Origin of the sequence: Planotetraspora phitsanulokensis, assembly GCF_016863295.1 — a bacterium.
Taxonomy (GTDB): Bacteria; Actinomycetota; Actinomycetes; order Streptosporangiales; family Streptosporangiaceae; genus Planotetraspora; species Planotetraspora phitsanulokensis.
In genome coordinates, this window is record NZ_BOOP01000003.1 from 299,542 (window position 1) to 316,882 (window position 17,341).

A 17,341-nucleotide genomic window follows, 5' to 3' on the forward strand; every position below is an offset into this window, starting at 1 on the left:
CTCCCGAACCCTGAGCGCGCGGGACTCGTCATGTCGCGCGACGCCGACCAGTGGGGCCTGTGTCCAGCAGGATGATCACATGACGGCGAAGAACGGCAAGCGGTGGAACCACAACATCCATTACCACCCCCGCGTCCTCCGCGCGGTCCCCGATGACGCCCGGCGAGCCCTCGACGTCGGCTGCGGCGAGGGCACGCTCGCCCGCGAACTCCGTCAGGCCGTGCCGCACGTCACCGGCATCGACCTCCACGCACCCAGCATCGTCCAGGCCCGCGAACATCCGGACGACGTCGAGTACGTCCTCGGCGACTTCCTCACCCACCCCTTCGAGCCCGCCTCGTTCGACGTCATCGCGTCGGTGGCCACCCTGCACCACATGGACGCCGCCACCGGGTTGGCCCGCATGCGCGACCTGCTGCGCCCCGGCGGGGTCCTGGCCATCGTCGGCCTGGCCCGTAGCACCATGCCCGACGACCTGCCGCGCGACCTGGCCGGCATCGTCGTCGGCACCTTCCACCGCGCCATGAAGGGCCACTGGGACCATCCGTCCCCCACGGTGTGGCCGCCTCCGGTGACGTATCCGCAGATGCGAGCGTTGGCGGCCGAGGTCCTGCCCGGCTCCCGGTATCGCCGTCACCTTCTGCTGCGTTACAGCATCACCTGGCGCAAACCGCAGGACTGAGCGGTGGCCGCCCCCGGCGGGTCTTGAGCCGGCCAGGGGACCACTCCTCTCAGTAGGACTGCAACTCGATCAGCGTGCCTTCGGGGTCGCGCACGTGGGCGGTCCGGAGACCCGGGCCCCATTCGGGCCGGTCGGCGGCGGCCGCGACCTGTGCCGCTCCGTGGCGCAGGCACGTCGCCAGCGCGGCGTCCACGTCGACGACCCGGCAGACGAACATGACCTGGTCCTGCGCGGGCGAACCCTCGGCGGGCAGATCGGCCGTTCCCGCGACGGCGGCCATCGCGGCGCGGTCGAACAGGACCAGGACGCCCTGACCGTCGACGTCCCAGCCGGCATAGGGACCGGCCGCGTCACCCCTCGCGAGCTCGGCGCCGAGCATCTCGGGGAGGACGGCGTCGTAGAAGGCGAAGCCCGCGGCGAAGCGGGTCACGAGCAGGCGAGGGTGCAGTGCGTCCATGAGGTCCTCCACAACGAGAAATAGTGGGTGCTGGCCCACTATAGGTGCTTCCCTACAATTGCTTGCATGGACCTCCCCGCGGCCCGCCCGCCCAGCCTGCTCGGCCTCAGCACCTACCTGCTGTCGCAGACCGGAAAGACGGCACGGGCTCGACTCGCGCAGCGGCTCGCAGACAGGGGGCTCAAGCTCTGGCACATGGCGACACTGGCCGCTCTGGCCGACTTCGGCCCTCATGTCCAGCGTGAGCTGGCGGCCAGGCTCGCGATGGACCCGAGCGACGTGGCCAAGGTGGTGGACGAACTGGCCGCCGCCGGTTACGTCGACCGCTCGCGCGACCCCGGGGACCGTCGTCGCGTCGCCGTCACGTTGACCGGCGCGGGCCGTGCGACGCTCGCCGAGCTCGACACCGAGGCCAGACAGGTGCAGGACGACATCCTCGCTCCGCTCAGCCTGGCGGAGCGCGCCCAGATCCACGTCCTGCTGGAGAAGGTGTACGGCGGGCTCCGACGTACGAGCGATCCGGCCTGAAGCGCGAGCCCCCCGAGCGGCCGGGCGGCAGCGAGACGCTCACCCCCAACCCGGTGTCCACCCGTACCGACATCGTCGACACCTCACAGGGCACCGTGCACATGGTGCTGGGCGGTGGCGGCGTGTCCGGCACCACCAACGGGTCGTTCTTCAAGGACGGCACCGGGAAGGTCATCACCGCGGTCGCCCCGAACCCCGGCGGTGGGCACACCTCGACCTACGTCAAGGAGCAGGCCGTCTGGATCGGCGTCCGCGACCTTGACCACCCGTACGGCTTCGCCGCGTTCGACGTCGACCCGGGCCGCCACCGGGGCGACACCACGACCATGACGGTGACGTACTACAACGTCAACAAGCCGCACGGCGACCTGTCGGTCTTCGAGCGGTTCACCCTGCACCGCAGGCGGTCCGACGGCTGACGCCGCATCGAGGCTGTCACTTCACGACGTTCGCCGGGTCGCGTTGCGCGGCCCGGCGAACGTCGTCGTCGTGTGTCCGCTGTTGCGGGGTTGCCAGGAGTTCGCATAGGCAGACGGCCCGCCGGGATTCCCGGCGGGCCGTCTTATGAGTTGCGCTGAGGTCAGCCGTCGTTCTCCGACGACGGGATGTAGGCGCCCGGCACCTGCTCCGGCGTGACGATCTTGGACTCACCCGGGTAGGGCTTCTTCCAGTCGTGCGCCTCGTACCACGCGAAGTGGTTCATCTGCTCGGGGTTGGCGGAGTCAGCCCTGGCGCTGGGCCCGGTGAACGCCTGCTTCGACTTCCAGGCCCCCCACTTCGCCGCGACCTCCTTCTCGGCCGTCGGCACCGTCGCCGTGGGCGCGGCCGCGGCGGCCGGGTCCTGCGGAGCCGGGACGTCCGCGCCGCAGGACGGCAGCTTCGTGCCCGACAGACCCAGGGTCAGCGAGGTGCGGTTCGGGAGGAAGGTGAACGGCGTGTAGTCGGGCGTGTTGGTGAAGGCCGCAGTCATCGGGGTGGCGGCGGTGTCCTTCTGGTTCATCGGGTGGATCCCGAGGATCTGCTCGATGGTCCGCATCATGGTGATCTGCGTGTAGTAGTGGCTGTCGACCTTGCCGTGCTGGGCCCAGGGGCTGATGATCTGGACCGGGGCGCGGTGTCCGTCGACGTGGTCGGTGCCCGCCTGGGAGTCGTCCTCGACGACGAAGATCGCCGAGTCCTTCCAGTACTTGCTGTGCGAGATCTCGTCAACGATCTTGCCGACGGCCAGGTCGTTGTCGGCGACCTGGGCGGCGCCGTTCACCGGGCCACCGGTGTGGTCGCTGGAGAGCCAGAACATGTTCAGGTTCGCCGGCCCGTTGGCCTCGAAGTCCTGCTTCCAGATCTGGTACCGGTAGATGTCCGGGACGCTGGTGTCGAACTTCGGGAAGCCGTGCACCGACACGTCGTTGAGCGACGGGATCGGCGAGGACGAGTTCAGGGTGTAGGCGGTGCCCTGCCCGGTCGCGTCCATGTTCTTGGTGTCGCAGTACAGGTTCTGCCAGGTGGCGGCCGCCGGCTTGGACAGGAACTGGTGGAACTCGCCGAAGTCGCGCACGCTCTTGCCCGCCGCCTGCGCACCGGACCAGATGAAGCCGGTCCGCTGGTGGCCGAGAGCGTCGTCCTCGGTGTCGTAGCTGCGCAGGTACTCGCCGGCCGAGGACTCGGTGTACTCCGGGTTGTCGGCCTGCATCAGCCAGTTGTGACCCTCGGCGGAGTTGGTGCCGATGTCGTAGGTGTTGTCGTACAGACCGAACTGCTCGGCCAGCGCGTGCTGGTTCGGCGTCACGTTCTCGCCGTACTGGGCCAGCGTCGGCTCGCCGTTGCCCTGCGGGATGTCACCGAAGACCTGGTCGTAGGTCCGGTTCTCCTTGACCAGCAGGAAGACGTGCTTGATGGTCGACGGGTCGCCGAGCCGCTTCGGGACCGCTTCGGCCTTCTGCTTGTTGCCGTGGGCCAGCTTGAGGTCGTTCTTGCCCCAGCCGTTCTGCTCGAAGACCGTGTCCGTGTACCTGCCGATCTCCTTGTCGGACGGCAGCTTGAACCGCGTCAGGCTCGACGTCGTGTCGTGGGTACCGTGCCCGGCCGCGGTCGTGGGACGGCGGGCGTCGATGCCACGGGTGTTGGAGACGACCACGTCGTCGCCCACGGTGGTGATCTCCGCGGGGAAGTAGTCCGTCGGGAGCAGGCCGACGTAGCTGACCGGCTCCTGCGGCTTGGTGTAGCGGTAGACGGCGACCGCGTTGGCGCGGCCGAGCGTCACCAGCAGGTGACCGTCGTCGGTGAGCGTCACCGCGTCGGGCTCGTAACCCACCGAGGCCTCCGGCCACGGCTGGGTGGCGATGGTCTGGACGACCTTGTCGCGCTTGGAGTCGATGACCGACACGTCGTTGGTGGCGGTGTTGGTGACGAACACCACCCCGTCCTTGGCGTACACGGCGGTCGGGTGCAGACCGACCTCGATGCTCGCCGGGGCGGCAGCCGGGTTGGACAGGTCGATGACGCTGACCGTGCCGGTGGTGGTGGCACCGGTCTTCGGGTCGGCCGGAACCTGGGTGCCGTACGAGTTGATCGTGGTCTCGCCGGGCTTCGCCGGACGCCCGCCCTCGTTGCTCACGTACAGCTTGTTGCCGACCTGGACCATGCCACGCGGGGCGTTGCCCACGGCCCAGGTCTGCTTGACGGCCCCGGTCACCGCGTCGAGCGCGACCACGCGGTTCTGGCCGTTGACCGCCGCGTACACGGTGGAGCCGTCGGCCGAGAAGACCGCCGCGGCCATCAGCGCGTGCTTGGAGCCGTCCGCCGGGATCTTGAGGTCGACCGGGTTGGTGACGCTGCCGTCCGCGTTCACGTCGAGCCGGGTGTAGCCGTCGGTCCGGCCCAGCCACAGGTGCTTACCGTCGGGCGAGTACGTGGGGCCTTCCTGGCCGACGTCGGTGCCGCTGAGGCGCGGGGTCGACGACGCGGAGTTGCTGACGACCTGCTGCACCTGCCAGGTCTTCAGGTCGACGATCGCGAGCGCCGCCCCACCGTCGGTGACCGCGGCCGCGAGGTGGGTGCCGTCCGGGCTGACCGTGGACGACATGATCTTGCCGTTGTTGATGACGAGGCGGTCACCGATCGGCTTGATGTACTGGTCGCCGGAGACGACCAGGCCCTTGTCGGTGGTCTGGCCGACCTGGTCGTTGCCGAACACCCCGGTGTTGGCGTAGGCGATGCCCCCGCCGGCGACGACCAGAGCGGCGGTGGCGGCTGCCAGGAGGTTGACCCGGCGGCCGGTGGGTCGGAGTCCGAAACGGTCCTTCGTGACGCGCTGACGCGTGACGTGCATGAAACTATTCCTTTGTCGTGCTCGTGAGCAGGTCGACGTTCCCGTCGAACTGCCACAGGGGGTTGGGCGCGTCCCCGTTCGGGGTGCGCACCTGGAAGTAGCCGTTCACCTCCTTCGGTCCGTCTCCGTCGGCGACGTACCGCCCGTCTGCGGTGACGTCGAGCTGGTAGATGGCGTTGCCCACGGCGGTCGCGTCGGGGAGGCGCCAGGTCACGACACACCGCCAGTCGTTGCCCGGTCCCTCGTCGTCGACCCGGGAGTCTCCCTTGTCGCAGGACGCGGTGGCCTGCATCTGGGCCTCGGTGACGTCGGGCCGGTGGAGCTCCTGCGTCTGCAGCCGGTAGAGGTGGGCGTACACCGTGGCGAGCGAGTCCTGGAGCTTCCCCTTCTCGATCCCCGAGCCCGTGGCCGGGGTCGCGACCGCGATCACGCCGATGGTGACGGCGACCAGCGCGGCCAGCGGGAGCGCTCCCGCCACGACGACGCGCCGGCCCGACCCGTCGTATGACAGGTCGGTGAAGTCGCGGCGCAGGAACAGGCGGTAGGCCAGCGCGGTGGCGACGGCCGCCCACGCCAGGCTCACCACGAGGCCGATGAGGAGGGGGCCCGCCTGCGCCGGGTCGGTGAAGAGCCCGCGCCAGGCGAGGAAGGCGTGGCTCGGCAGGCCCAGCTGTACGGCCACCGGCAGCGGGAGCAACTGCACGAGCTGCAGCGCCAGGGCGAGGATCGCGGGCAGCAGCAGCCCCATCGGGGAGCGGCCCAGGGTCACCGAGCCGAGGAGACCGACCGCGGCGAACGCCAGCGTCGGCGCCAACGCGCAGGCCCATGCGAGCAGCACCTTGCCGGCCGCGTCCGCGGGGGCGAGGAGATGGCCGTCCAGGCCGACGAGCGGCCGGTTGCCGACCGCGGCCAGGCCACCGGCGATGCCCGACGCGGTCAGTCCGGCCACCAGCAGCAGGATCACGGTGAGGCTGGCGAGGGTCTTCGCCATGAAGATCCGCTGCGGGGAGCGGACCGCCACGAGGAGGTGGCGCCAGGTGCCCAGCCGGTCCTCGACGGCGAAGACGTCGCCGGCGACCAGCGCCGTCAGCAGCGGGAGCGCCCAGGTGCACGAGAAGTCCAGCACCACCAGCGACCCCGCCCAGCCGGTCGAGTTCATCAGGCGGCCGAAGACCGTGTCGGCGGGCAGCGAGCTCTGCAGGCTCACCGCGGCCACGAAGCCCGCGGGGCCGATCCAGCAGGCGAGCAGCAGCAGGCGGATCCGCCACTGGGAGAGGAGCTTGACCAGCTCGAACCGGTAGCCGTGCAGCACGGGCGCCGGCCGGGCGGCCGCCCGGGGCTGGGTGGCGGTCGCGGTCATCACAGGTCCTCCTGGTCGGTCTGCGCGTTCACGGTCCCGGTGCCGGTCCCGGTCAAGGCCAGGAACGCGGCCTCGAGCGGTGTCACCACGGGCCCGAGCTCTCGGAGCGCCACACCGGCGTGCACGAGCCGTACGACCAGTTCGTCGAGGGCCTGCACCGGCCCGCGGACGACGACGTCGGTGTCCAGCCGCTGACCGGGCTCGGAGCCGGCCACGACGTGCAGCCCAGGGGTCTCCGACGCCAGGCGGCGGGCGGCCTCCGGGTCGGAGGTGAGCAGGCGGTAGTCGAGTTCGCCGCTCTCGGTGGCGAGCTTGCTCAGCGGCCCGGAGAAGACGACCCGTCCGGTGGCGAGGAGGGTGACCTCGGAGCACAGCGCGGCGAGGTCGTCCATCCGGTGACTGGAGAGGACCACCGCGGTCCCCTCCGCGGCGAGTCCGGTGAGAACGCGGTGCACGTGGTGCTTGCCGGCGGGGTCCAGGCCGTTGGCCGGCTCGTCCAGGACGAGCAGCCGCGGCTTGGTGAGCAGCGCGGCGGCCAGCCCGAGCCGCTGGCGCATCCCCAGTGAGAAGCCCCGGACACGGTCGTCGGCGACGTCGGTGAGCCCGACCTGCTCCAGCACGTCGTCGACGCCGGCGGCGCCCCCGGCGTCGTACCGGCGCAGCGAGGCCAGGGCCGAAAGGTTCTGCCGCGCGGTGAGCGAGGGATAGAGCCCAGGTCCGTCCACGAAGCCCGCGACGCCGTCGGGGACGGCGAGCGTCCGCCCGACCGGCGTGCCCAGGATCTCGAGGCTGCCGCCGTCCGCGACCGCCAGGCCCAGCAGCAGACCGAGGAGCGTGGTCTTGCCGGCGCCGTTCGGGCCGACCAGGCCGTGGATCTGCCCGCTCGCCACGTCGAGGTCGACGCCGTCGAGTGCGACCACATCACCGAACGACTTCGTGATCCCGCGAGCCCGGGCTGCGGGGGTCCTGTCCATGTCGGTCTCCCTTGGCTTGATCTACAGCAAGGGAGAACCTAAAGATCGCGGCTTGCGTCAGTAAGGCGCGCGGTCAAACGTTGGGGAAATCTCACTTAACGGTCGATATGCCTCTTAACCTGGCGCTAACTGTCCTAACCTGGCGCTAACCTACGGAGGCACCGGGCGGGCCATCGGTGGCGGACGAACCCGCATGGACCCCTGGGAGACGACACCGGGCCGGCGCCGCACCGGCCGGCCGTGAACGGTGTCGGGCCGGGCAGAATGGCCCGCCGCCTCTTCACAATCGGTGCGCCTACCTCGTCGTACAGGTATGACCGTCATCTTGCGTCGCCTGGTGCTCGTGGCGTTGACCGCGGCGAACGCGGTCACGGGTGGCTGGGCCTACGGCGCTCCGCGGCACTGGTACGAGAATTTCCCTGGGATGGGCCGAAGTTGGCTGCCCCAGCTGGGCCCCTTCAACGAGCACATGGCCAAGGACGCCGGGGCGATGTTCCTGGCACTCGCGGTCCTGGGCCTGATCGCGCTGTGGCGGGTGGAGAGCACCGTGTTCGTGCAGGCGATCGGGCTGGTCCTGCTGACTTTCAACGTGCTGCACCTGATCTACCACATGCGGCATCTGCACGTGTACGGCGATCTCGACAAGGCGCTCAACGTCATCGTGCTGGTCCTGCTCGTCGCACTGTCCGCCGCGCTGCTCGCTCCCGAGCGGACCCGCAGGGCGGTCGCCGCACACCGGTGACGGTCGCCCGCCGCCGAAATGGACGGCGGCCCCCGACCTCGCGCAACGCTGGTCGGGGGCCGCCTTTCCGCCAGGTGGCAGCGGTCGGCCTGTCGTCGTCAGCAGGCCGAGAGCATGCTGCTCAGGGCGCTCTTCTCGGCGCTGTCCACCGAGAGGCCATAGGTGTACTTCACCTGGACCCAGGCCCTGGCGTAGGTGCAGCGGAACGATGTCAGAGAAGGTTTCCAGGTGGCCGGGTCCTGGTCGCCCTTGCTCTGGTTGACGTTGTCGGTGACGGCCCACAGCTGCGGCCTGCTCAGGTCGTTGGCGAACGCCTGGCGTCGCGAGGTGGTCCAGTTCCAGGCGCCCGACTGCCAGGCCTCGGCGAGCGGGACCATGTGGTCGATGTCGACGTCGGAGGCGGCGGTCCAGGTGGCCCCGTCATACGGGCTGTACCAGCGGCCCGAGGTCGCGGCGCAGGACGAGTTGGTGACCACGGACGTGCCGTCCCGCTTGAGCACCGTTTCCCGCGTGTCGCACGCGCCCGAGATGGTGATCCAGTGGGGGAACAGGCTCCGGTCGTAGGTGGAGGCGTGTGATTCGGCGGCGACGGTGAGCCCGGCAAGTTCCGACTTCGCGGTGCTCGCCGACGGAATTCCGGGCGGGGTGGCGGAGGCGGGGCCCGCGGTCAATCCCAGGACGACAAGAGCCGCCAGGGCTGCTGACACCACAGAGACAACTCGGCGCATGGCGAGTCGGTCCCTTTCTGGCCGGCGTCCTCGGCCAGGTGAGGGGTGCCTGGTCGGGGGCGAGGATGCGGCCAAAGGGGACGTTTACATGCATTCCTGGCAATTCAGTAAAGATCGCGTTAACTGTCGTGAGCGACCTGATTGCCGATTCCTGCGGGGAAGCCAGGGCCGGCCGATCATCGCTTCTGCCCTCGGCGGAGCAGTCGTCGGGTGCACGCCAGGCGGTGGGAACCGGGCTTGGCGCGCCTTCTGTTTCGTCACCGGCGAGGGGTTGCCCCACCTCCGCCGCCGGAGCGGGCGAACAGGCCTCCCCCACGGTTCAGGTAACCATCGACGACGTCAGGTGACGGGCAACGCCCACCACCGGGAGCCGGGAACGTAGTAGTAATTGCTTCGTGAAGCAAGTAAAATGTGTTCATGCCTTCAGCGCAGCCGTTGCAGCCACTGAGTCCTGACGAGGAAGCGCTGCTCCGCGCGCTGCCTCGTCTGATGTACGCACTCCCCCGCGCGATCGACGCCGACATGGTGCGCGAACAACAGCTGACACTCATCGAGTGGTCGGCCATGACGCGGTTGTGCGAGGTCCCGCAGCGGCGGATGCGGATGGGCGAACTCGCGGCCGCCTGCGAACTCTCCCTGAGCGGGATGACCCGCATCGTCACCCGCCTGGAAAGTCAGGGCATGATCGAACGGGTCAGGTGCGATGACGACGCCCGCGGGTGGAACGCCGTCCTCACCGACGCCGGCCTGGCCCGCCTGGAACGGGCATGGCCGACCAACTTGGCCAGCGTGCGCCGGCACTTCCTCGACCACCTCGAAGGCGTCGATCTCGCCCGGCTCGCCCGTGCGATTCAGCACGTCCCGATCAACGACTGACGCCGGCGCCGAGCCGCCTCATGCCGCTCGGTCTCTCGGCATCCGGCGAAGCCGTGGTACGCCGGGCGCGGTCGGCTGAGCGGTCATCGCCTGGGCCGGCGCGCCTGTCGTACTTGGCGGTCGATCGCCCAGGCGTCCGCCACCGGGCCCACATGCCCGAGCTTGTCGGGGTTGATCACCGAGCGGATCGTCTGGATCCGTCCGTCGAGTACATCGAGCGCCAGGGCGTAGAGCACCTTGCCGTCCGGGTCGTGGAAGATCGCGCCCGGCTGGCCGTTGACCTCGTGCGGCTCGAACGTCACGCCGATCCGGGCCATCGGGAGGAAGAAGGCGGCAATCAGCCGGGCCACGTTCTCGGCGCCGATGACGGCCCTGGCCAGCTGCGGGGCCTTGCCGCCGCCGTCGCCGACCATCGAAACGTCGGCGGCGAGCAGTTCTCGCAGGCCGGCGACGTCGCCTTCGCGAAGGGCCTCGAAGAACCGCGACGCCAGTTCCTCCCGCTCTTCGCGGACCGCTTCGAAGCGCGGCCGCCCGGCCTCCATATGCCGCCGCGCCCGCACCAGCAGTTGCCGGCACGCCGCCTCCGACCGCTCCACCGCCGCGGCGACCTCGTCGAACCCGAAGCCGAACACCTCCCGCAGCACGAACACCGCCCGCTCCAGCGGGCTGAGCCGCTCCAGCAGCAGCAGCGCCGCAATCGACACCGAGTCGGCCAGTTCCATTGACCGCGCCGGATCCTGATACGGATCGCTCAGCAGCGGCTCGGGGAACCACGGGCCTACGTACGCCTCCCGCCGCACCCTCGCGGAGCGCAGCACATCGATCGAGATCCGCGTCACCGCGGCCGACAGAAAGGCCTTGGTCGACGTGGGCCGGGTCGCCGAGCCGTCAAAACGCAGCCATGTCTCCTGCACCGCGTCCTCGGCCTCAGTCACACTGCCGAGAATCCGATAGGCGATCGAAAACAGCATCGGCCGCAGTTCCTCGAACTCTTCGACCTTGCTCACGCCGAATCCCCTCCTTTGATGCCCTCCCACCCGGCCGTACGCGCCGGCGCAGGCATCTTCTGGTGATCATCCGAACCACCGGCAGGCCACAGTAAGGCCCCCCGAGCCCGGGGTCCCGCATCAGGGCCCCGAGCCGGTTGCTGACGCCGTTCAGTGGAACTGCCCGGGCTCGTAGTCGCCGGCCGGCTGCCGGGTGATGATGTTCAGCCGGTTCGCCGTGTTCATGAACGAGATCAGGATCACCAGGGCGGTGAGCTGCTCCTGGTCGTAGTGCTTGGCGGTGTACGCCCACACCTCGTCGCTGACCCCACCGGCCCCGTCCGCGACCCGGGTCCCCTCCTCCGCCAGCTCCAGCGCGGCACGCTCGGCCGGGGTGAAGACCGTGGCCTCCCGCCACGCCGCGACCAGGTTCAGCCGCACCGAGGTCTCGCCGGCAGCGGCGGCCTCTTTGGTGTGCATGTCGACGCACACGGCGCAGCCGTTGATCTGACTTACGCGAAGCGCCACCAGCTCCTGCGTGGCCGTCGGCAACGACGAATCCTTGAGCGCCTTGCCCGCCGACATGAAGTACTTGAGGGCCTTGCCGGCCGTCGGGTCGGCGAAGTAGTTCAGTCGCGCGTCCATGCTGTGCTCCTCTGTGGTCGCCAGTGGCTACACCCCCTGAGACGGGGTAGCGCGCCCCCCTGTGACATGGACGAATGTGACCTGCGTCTCCCGGCTGCCGAGCCAGGCCGGCTGGTCGCCGGTCAGACCGCGCTCTGCGCAGTGGCGCCGCTGTCGTCGAGCACGGTGACCGCGTGCCGTTGACTGCCCCAGTCCCGGCATCTCTTAATGAGCGATCGCCCAAACCCCGTGCGACGGCGCCGAAGTGGGCAGTTGTCACGGTCTTTCCGTCTGCGGAGTCATGAATTACAGAAACGCCAATGGCTTCTCGCGACCTGACCGAAAAGGCGCTCGGGGTCGCTGCCGCACGAGGACGACTTCGTCCGGCCAAGGGGACGACGGTAGGTGGCGTAGCAGCAAGAAGTGGGCAAGTATCGCCTCTTATTCCTTTTCATTCGAACTTGACTTATTTGTGTTTAGTAGGCAAATATCCCAGTGAAGATCGGTCTCACGCACCGCCGCCTACGCTAAAGTCGCCGACGGTTAAGTCACCCATGGCGGCCCACCTCCCCCCATACATTTCTCTCGAAGGAGCGTTCATGAAGTTCGCTCGTCTACGCCGCGCCTCACTCGGAGGGGCACTGGCCATCGCGCTCGCCCTCGCGAGTGCGGCCTGTGGCGGCAGCGACTCGGAGAAGTCCCCCAACGGGCTGGAGAAGACCAACCTCAACGTCGGCGTCATGCCCATCATCGAGGGCGCCGCGGTCCAGATCGCGATCACCAAGGGGTACTTCAAGGCCGAGGGGCTGACCGTCAACCTCAAGCAGATAGCCGGTGGCGCCGCGGCCATCCCGCAGCTGAAGAGCGGGCAGCTCGACATCAGCCAGGGCGGGCACGTGGGCTGGCTGCTGGCGGCGGACAGCGGCACACTGAAGCCGAAGATCATCGCCGAGGCGTCCTCGATGACGAAGAACCTCAACGCGATCCTCGTCGCCAAGGACTCCACGATCAGCAGCCCGAAGGACCTGGTCGGCAAGAAGATCGCCACCAACGCCAAGCACGACCAGATCGCCCTGCTTGTCCGCTCTGCCCTCGCGCCCTACGGGGTCCAGATTGACGAGGACAAGGACTTCCAGCTCATCCCGTTCCCCAATCAGGAGGCGGCGCTCAAGGAGAAGAAGGTCGACGCCGTCGTCGTCCCCGAGCCCTTCGTCACGCAGATACAGCAGAACATCGGCGCGCGGCTGCTGACCGACTTCTCGACCGGTGTCACCAAGGACATCCCGATCACCGGCTACGCGGCCTCCGAGGACTTCGTGAAGGAGAACCCCAAGACGGTGGCGGCCTTCCAGCGCGCGATCGTCAAGGCCCAGGCCGACGCCGCCGACCGCGCCGTTCTCCAGGAGGTCGTGCCCAAGTACACGAAGCTCCCGCCGGCCGTCATCAGCGTCGTCGCGCTGAACGACTTCCCCACGTCGACGAGCGCCTCCCGGATCCAGCGGGTCGCGGACGTGATGAAGCAGTTCGGCTACCTGAAGCACGACATCGACGTGAACTCGATCGTCGTGCAGAACGGATGACGAACCGGGCGCAAGTCGTCCGTGGCGCGATCGGGGTCGCGGGAGTGGTCGCGGTCGCCGAGCTGGTCTCCAGGGCCGGGCTCGCCGACCGCACCACCCTGCCGCCCGCGTCCACCGTGCTGCTGCGGGCCGCGGAATTCTTCGGCGACACCGAGTTCCTCACCGCCGTGGGGAGCACGCTTGAGGCATGGGTCCTCGGGCTGCTGCTCGCCACCGTGGTGGCGGTGGCGGTCGGGGTCGCTCTCAGCACCACGCCCTGGCTGAACCGGGCCACCCGCGTGCTGGTCGAGTTCATGCGACCGATCCCGTCGGTGGCGTTGATCCCGCTGGCCATCGTGAGCTTCAGCTCGATCACCGAGTCGAAGGTCTCGTTGGTGTTCTACTCGGCCTGCTGGCCGATCCTGATCAACACGCTCTACGCGCTGCGCGACGTCGACCCCTTGGCCAAGGAGACGCTGCGCAGCTTCGGCTTCGGCAAGGCGGCCGTTCTGCTGCGGGTCAGCCTGCCGAGCGCCGCGCCGTTCGTGGCCACCGGCGTCCGGATCTCGGCCGCGGTGGGCCTGGTCGTGGTGGTCAGCTTCGAGCTCGTCGCGGGCAATGGCGAAGGGATCGGCGGCTACCTGTCGCAGACCCAGTCCGGGGGCGGCCGCCCCGACCTGATGCTGGCCGGCGCGATCTGGGCAGGCGTGCTGGGCGCGCTCATCAACGTCGGGCTCGTCGCGCTGGAACGGCGGGCGTTCCGGTGGCACACGGTCCGGACCGAGGCGTCGGCATGACCGGGCGGGAGAGCGCGACATGACCGCCATCACCGGCGACCACCAGGCCGAACGGCCCACCAGGCCTGCCGGCCGGCGACGCCGCCCCACCAGCGTGCCGGGCCTGCGGATCCTCACCGGCGGCGTGGCCCGGCTGTGGCTGGTCGCACTGCTGGTCGGCTGCTGGGAGATCATCACCCGGATCAAGCAGGATGCCTACTTCCCCCCGCCGTCCACGATCGTGCGGGTATTCCACGAGTTGTGGTTCTCCGGACCGGCCACGCACCTGTTCCTCACCGACAAGGCGCTCGACGACTTCCCGCCGAGCTTCGTCAATCTGTTCTGCGGCTGGGCGCTCGCCGCAGTCGTCGGCCTCGCGCTCGGCGTCCTGCTCGGCAGCTCACGCGTGGCGCGCGAGATCCTGGACCCGGTGCTCCAGTTCGGCCGGTCCGTCCCGCCGCCCACCCTGATCCCGTTCTTCATCGTCGTGTTCGACTTCGGCGCCCAGATGCAGATCTCGACGATCGCCTTCGGCGTGATCTGGCCGGTGCTGCTCAACACCGCCGACGGGGTGCGCACCGTGGAAAAGCTGCAACTCGAGACGGCCGAAGTGTTCGGCGTCACCGGCGCCGCCCGGCTGTTCCGGATCATCCTGCCCGCCGCCGCCCCGAAGATCTTCGCGGGCCTGCGGGTCAGCCTGGGGTTCGCCCTGATCCTGATGGTCATCTCCGAGCTCATCGGCAGCACGACCGGGATCGGCGCGCATCTGATCAGCTCGCAACAGGGTATGGAGCTGCCGGAGATGTGGGCGGGCATCGTGCTGCTCGGCATCCTCGGGTGCCTGTTCAACGCGGTGTTCGTCCTGGTGGAGCGCCGCTTTCTGTCCTGGCACAGCAGTGCCCGCGGACTCGACTCGTGATGGTGGTTCGAGTGCTCGAAGTAGAAGACCTGACCCACGCCTACGGCGATGCTCCTCCCGTCCTCTCCAGCATCGACCTGGAGGTCAAGCCGGGCGAGCTGGTCAGCATCGTGGGCCCCTCCGGCTGCGGGAAGTCGACCCTCTTGCGTTGCATCGCCGGGCTGCAGGCACCCACTGAGGGCCGGGTCCGGCTGGACGGGAAGCCCGTCGAGCGGGTCCCGGACAACCTCGCCGTGGTCTTTCAGGACTACAGCCGTTCGCTGTTCCCATGGATGTCGGTGCGCGACAACGTCGCGCTGCCGCTCCGCCGCCGCGGCATGAACCGGGCCCAGCGCCACGAGAACGCCCTGAAGGCGCTCGAGTCGGTCGGGCTGCCCGACGCCGCGGCGAAGTATCCCTGGCAGCTGTCCGGCGGTATGCAGCAACGCGTGTCGATCGCCCGCGCCCTGGCCTACGGGCCGGAGTTCCTAATCATGGACGAGCCGTTCGGCTCCGTTGACGCGCAGACCCGCGAGGACCTCGAGGACCTGCTGCTGCGGGTGCGAGGCAACAGCGGCATGACGATCCTGCTGGTCACCCACGACATCGACGAGAGCGTCTATGTCGGCGACCGGGTCGTCGTACTGAGCAAGGGGCCCGCGCGCGTCCGCGCGGACCTCTCCGTCGGCCTACCCACGGTGCGCGACCAGATCACCACCCGTGAGCTGCCCGAATTCGTCCACCTGCGCGCCGAGGTCGGCCGGCTGGTACGCGGCCGCGAGGCGGCTGACGAGCCGAAGTCCTGACACTGCGCCGCCATACCGCCCGCCTCTGGGCCGCTCCCCGGCCGTCCTGCCGGCCGCGGCCGTCCGATCGATGAGAGGTCCACCATGCGAGTACTGATCGTGGGCGCCGGGATCGGAGGGCTCACCACCGCCCTCAGCCTGCACGCCGCCGGAGTCGACGTCGAGGTGGTGGACTCCGTACGGAAGTTGCGCCCGCTCGGCGTGGGCATCAACCTGCTCCCGCACGCCACCCGGGAGCTCCTCGAGCTCGGCCTAGGCGACGCGCTCGCCGAGTCGGGCCTGCCCGTGGAGTCGTTCGCGCACTTCGACCGGCACGGGAACCGGGTCTGGGGCGAGCCGCGCGGGCTCGCCCTCGGCTACCGGTGGCCGCAGTACAGCATCCATCGCGGCGGGCTCCAGATGCTCCTGCTGGCGACGGTGCGGGAGCGGCTGGGCGCGGACGCGGTGCGGACCGGCATCGCGTTCGTCCGGTTCGTCGACGGACCCGACCAGGTCTCCGCCACGCTGCGGGACCAGGCGACCGGTGAGGAGTTCGTCGAGACGGCCGACGCGCTCGTCGGCGCGGACGGGTTGTACTCCGCGGTGCGCGCCCAGTTGCATCCCGTCGAGGGCCTTCCGCTGTGGAACGGTGTCCGGTTATGGCGCGGCGTCACCGAGGCCGACGCGTTCCTCGACGGCCGCACGATGGCCGTCCTCGGCACCAGATTCCTGGAAAAGTTCGTCGTGTATCCGATCTCCCGGCCGGACGAGCGAGGCCGGGCCTCGCTGAACTGGCTGGCCGAGGTCCAGTCGGCCACCGGGCGGCTCACCGAGATGCCCGACTGGAACCGGGCCGGTCGGATCGAGGACGTGCTCCCGCACTTCGCGGACTGGAACGTCGGCTGGCTCGATGTGCCCGGACTGATCAGCGGCGCCGAAGAGATCCTCGAGTACCCGATGGTGGACCGGGACCCGCTGCCGTTCTGGAGCCGGGGCCGGGTCACCCTGCTGGGCGACGCCGCGCACCCGATGTACCCGGTCGGCTCCAACGGCGGATCCCAGGCGATCCTCGACGCCCGGGCGCTCGCCTACGAGCTCACCCGGGCGGACTCCCCGGCCGCCGGGCTCGCGGTCTACGAGGCGGTACGGCGCGAGACGGTGAACGCGATCGTGCTGGCCAACCGCACCAACCGCGGGGACACCATCATGGAGACCGTCGCGCGGCGGGCGCCCGACGGGTTCGACCGTGTGGATGAGGTGCTGTCGGAGCAGGAGCTCGCCGCGCTGGCGAACGGCTACCTGTCGATCTCGCACACCGACGGCCTGAACCTGCCCTCGCCGTGGACGCCGGTGCCTCGCACCCGGTAGCTCACGTGGCGCCGGCGTAGCAGGCGACGACCGTGAGATCCTGCGCCCCGTCCAGCTGCGACTCGCAAGCTGAATCAACCTATGAGGACGTTGCCGTCAGTGGTGCCGTCGACGGTGCCCGGCGTGTGCCTGTGGTGGCCGACATCGCCGTCAAGCCCCGGCGACGGGCTGGGTCTCGTGGACGCTGATGTCGGTGCTCGGGTGATCGGGGAGGTCCCGGTCGGCGTGGTCGGCGTGGAACAGCGCTTCGTCCAGTAGCCGGCGTACGTGGACGTCCGCGGCGGAGTAGTAGACGAAGGTGCCTTCGCGGCGGCCCTTGACCAGCCCGGCCAGTCGCAGCTTGGCGAGGTGCTGGCTGACCGTGGTGGGCGTGGCGCCGACGAGTTCGGCGAGGCAGGCCACGGATGATTCGCCCTGCAGCAGCGCCCACAAGATCTTCATCCGGGTGGGGTCGGACAGCAGCCGCAGCGACTCGGCCGCCAAGTGCACCTGCTCCTCGTTCGGCATCTGGAAGTCCGATATGGACGTGTGCATTTCCTCAGAGTACGCCATAGTCGACTACTTGAATACCTGCGTGACTACGCATATATGATGATGCGGTGATAGCCAGTAAGGGCGCTGACGTGCTCGAACGTACCGATACGCCGAGAGATCCTTTGTCAGCACAGCC

18 protein-coding genes are annotated in these 17,341 nt (G+C 69.3%); 10 read left to right on the top strand and 8 right to left on the bottom strand.

Annotated features, from left to right (window positions below; translation table 11 throughout):
- Positions 1-79: 79 nt before the first annotated feature.
- A complete protein-coding gene (locus Pph01_RS04270; protein ID WP_204071586.1) occupies positions 80-682 on the top strand; it encodes a class I SAM-dependent methyltransferase in 603 nt (200 codons plus the stop codon).
- Positions 683-731: 49 nt separating this feature from the next.
- On the opposite strand, the gene Pph01_RS04275 is transcribed toward Pph01_RS04270, so the two are convergent.
- Complete coding sequence (locus Pph01_RS04275; RefSeq protein ID WP_239116424.1) at positions 732-1,139, bottom strand: VOC family protein; 408 nt, start codon at positions 1,137-1,139, stop codon at positions 732-734.
- Between the two features lie 66 nt (positions 1,140-1,205).
- Here Pph01_RS04275 and Pph01_RS04280 point away from each other — a divergent pair, with 66 nt between their 5' ends.
- Positions 1,206-1,667: a MarR family winged helix-turn-helix transcriptional regulator gene (locus Pph01_RS04280; RefSeq protein ID WP_204071587.1), complete on the top strand. Its 462-nt coding sequence runs from the start codon at positions 1,206-1,208 to the stop codon at positions 1,665-1,667.
- A gap of 53 nt (positions 1,668-1,720) precedes the next feature.
- A complete protein-coding gene (locus tag Pph01_RS04285; RefSeq protein WP_204071588.1) occupies positions 1,721-2,086 on the top strand; it encodes a hypothetical protein in 366 nt (121 codons plus the stop codon).
- Positions 2,087-2,247: 161 nt separating this feature from the next.
- Here the strand turns inward: Pph01_RS04285 and Pph01_RS04290 are convergent, their stop codons facing one another.
- From Pph01_RS04290 to Pph01_RS04300, 3 genes are read right to left on the bottom strand one after another with little or no spacing between them, the layout of a single operon-like run.
- On the bottom strand, positions 2,248-4,995 hold the full coding sequence (locus Pph01_RS04290) for an alkaline phosphatase family protein (protein WP_204071589.1): 2,748 nt from the start codon (positions 4,993-4,995) through the stop codon (positions 2,248-2,250).
- Positions 4,996-4,999: 4 nt separating this feature from the next.
- Positions 5,000-6,355, bottom strand: a complete 1,356-nt coding sequence (locus Pph01_RS04295) for an ABC transporter permease (RefSeq protein ID WP_204071590.1) — start codon at positions 6,353-6,355, stop codon at positions 5,000-5,002.
- Positions 6,355-7,329, bottom strand: a complete 975-nt coding sequence (locus Pph01_RS04300) for an ABC transporter ATP-binding protein (RefSeq protein WP_204071591.1) — start codon at positions 7,327-7,329, stop codon at positions 6,355-6,357. Before Pph01_RS04300 ends, Pph01_RS04295 begins: the two co-directional genes overlap by 1 nt.
- Before the next feature lie 313 nt (positions 7,330-7,642).
- Here Pph01_RS04300 and Pph01_RS04305 point away from each other — a divergent pair, with 313 nt between their 5' ends.
- Positions 7,643-8,071 carry a hypothetical protein gene (locus Pph01_RS04305; protein WP_204071592.1) on the top strand — a complete coding sequence of 143 codons (429 nt, stop codon included), beginning with the start codon at positions 7,643-7,645 and terminating at the stop codon, positions 8,069-8,071.
- A gap of 98 nt (positions 8,072-8,169) precedes the next feature.
- Here Pph01_RS04305 and Pph01_RS04310 read toward each other — a convergent pair whose 3' ends face one another.
- Positions 8,170-8,781: an HNH endonuclease family protein gene (locus tag Pph01_RS04310; RefSeq protein WP_308441869.1), complete on the bottom strand. Its 612-nt coding sequence runs from the start codon at positions 8,779-8,781 to the stop codon at positions 8,170-8,172.
- A gap of 435 nt (positions 8,782-9,216) precedes the next feature.
- Between Pph01_RS04310 and Pph01_RS04315 the strand changes: the two genes are divergently transcribed.
- Positions 9,217-9,675, top strand: a complete 459-nt coding sequence (locus Pph01_RS04315) for a MarR family winged helix-turn-helix transcriptional regulator (RefSeq protein WP_204071594.1) — start codon at positions 9,217-9,219, stop codon at positions 9,673-9,675.
- 83 nt (positions 9,676-9,758) lie between these two features.
- Here the strand turns inward: Pph01_RS04315 and Pph01_RS04320 are convergent, their stop codons facing one another.
- Together Pph01_RS04320 and Pph01_RS04325 are read right to left on the bottom strand one after the other, a co-directional pair.
- Positions 9,759-10,682 (bottom strand): RNA polymerase sigma-70 factor, encoded by a 924-nt coding sequence (locus Pph01_RS04320; protein ID WP_204071595.1) that lies wholly within the window; start codon positions 10,680-10,682, stop codon positions 9,759-9,761.
- A 150-nt stretch (positions 10,683-10,832) separates the two neighbouring features.
- Positions 10,833-11,306, bottom strand: coding sequence for a carboxymuconolactone decarboxylase family protein (locus Pph01_RS04325; RefSeq protein WP_204071596.1), 474 nt, complete (start codon positions 11,304-11,306; stop codon positions 10,833-10,835).
- A 578-nt stretch (positions 11,307-11,884) separates the two neighbouring features.
- On the opposite strand from Pph01_RS04325, the gene Pph01_RS04330 reads away from it, so the two are divergent.
- The 5 genes from Pph01_RS04330 (at position 11,885) to Pph01_RS04350 (ending at position 16,671) form a co-directional block, all read left to right on the top strand.
- Positions 11,885-12,865 (top strand): ABC transporter substrate-binding protein, encoded by a 981-nt coding sequence (locus tag Pph01_RS04330; protein WP_204071597.1) that lies wholly within the window; start codon positions 11,885-11,887, stop codon positions 12,863-12,865.
- The gene (locus Pph01_RS04335) at positions 12,862-13,641 is read left to right on the top strand and encodes an ABC transporter permease (protein ID WP_204071598.1); all 780 of its coding nucleotides are present in this window, start codon (positions 12,862-12,864) and stop codon (positions 13,639-13,641) included. The genes Pph01_RS04330 and Pph01_RS04335 overlap by 4 nt, the downstream gene beginning before the upstream one ends.
- A gap of 19 nt (positions 13,642-13,660) precedes the next feature.
- A complete protein-coding gene (locus Pph01_RS04340) occupies positions 13,661-14,539 on the top strand; it encodes an ABC transporter permease (RefSeq protein ID WP_204071599.1) in 879 nt (292 codons plus the stop codon).
- Positions 14,539-15,324 carry an ABC transporter ATP-binding protein gene (locus Pph01_RS04345; RefSeq protein WP_204071876.1) on the top strand — a complete coding sequence of 262 codons (786 nt, stop codon included), beginning with the start codon at positions 14,539-14,541 and terminating at the stop codon, positions 15,322-15,324. The genes Pph01_RS04340 and Pph01_RS04345 overlap by 1 nt, the downstream gene beginning before the upstream one ends.
- 84 nt (positions 15,325-15,408) lie before the next feature.
- A complete protein-coding gene (locus Pph01_RS04350; protein WP_204071600.1) occupies positions 15,409-16,671 on the top strand; it encodes a flavin-dependent oxidoreductase in 1,263 nt (420 codons plus the stop codon).
- Between the two features lie 150 nt (positions 16,672-16,821).
- On the opposite strand, the gene Pph01_RS04355 is transcribed toward Pph01_RS04350, so the two are convergent.
- Complete coding sequence (locus tag Pph01_RS04355; RefSeq protein WP_204071601.1) at positions 16,822-17,205, bottom strand: ArsR/SmtB family transcription factor; 384 nt, start codon at positions 17,203-17,205, stop codon at positions 16,822-16,824.
- Between the last annotated feature and the right edge of the window lie 136 nt (positions 17,206-17,341).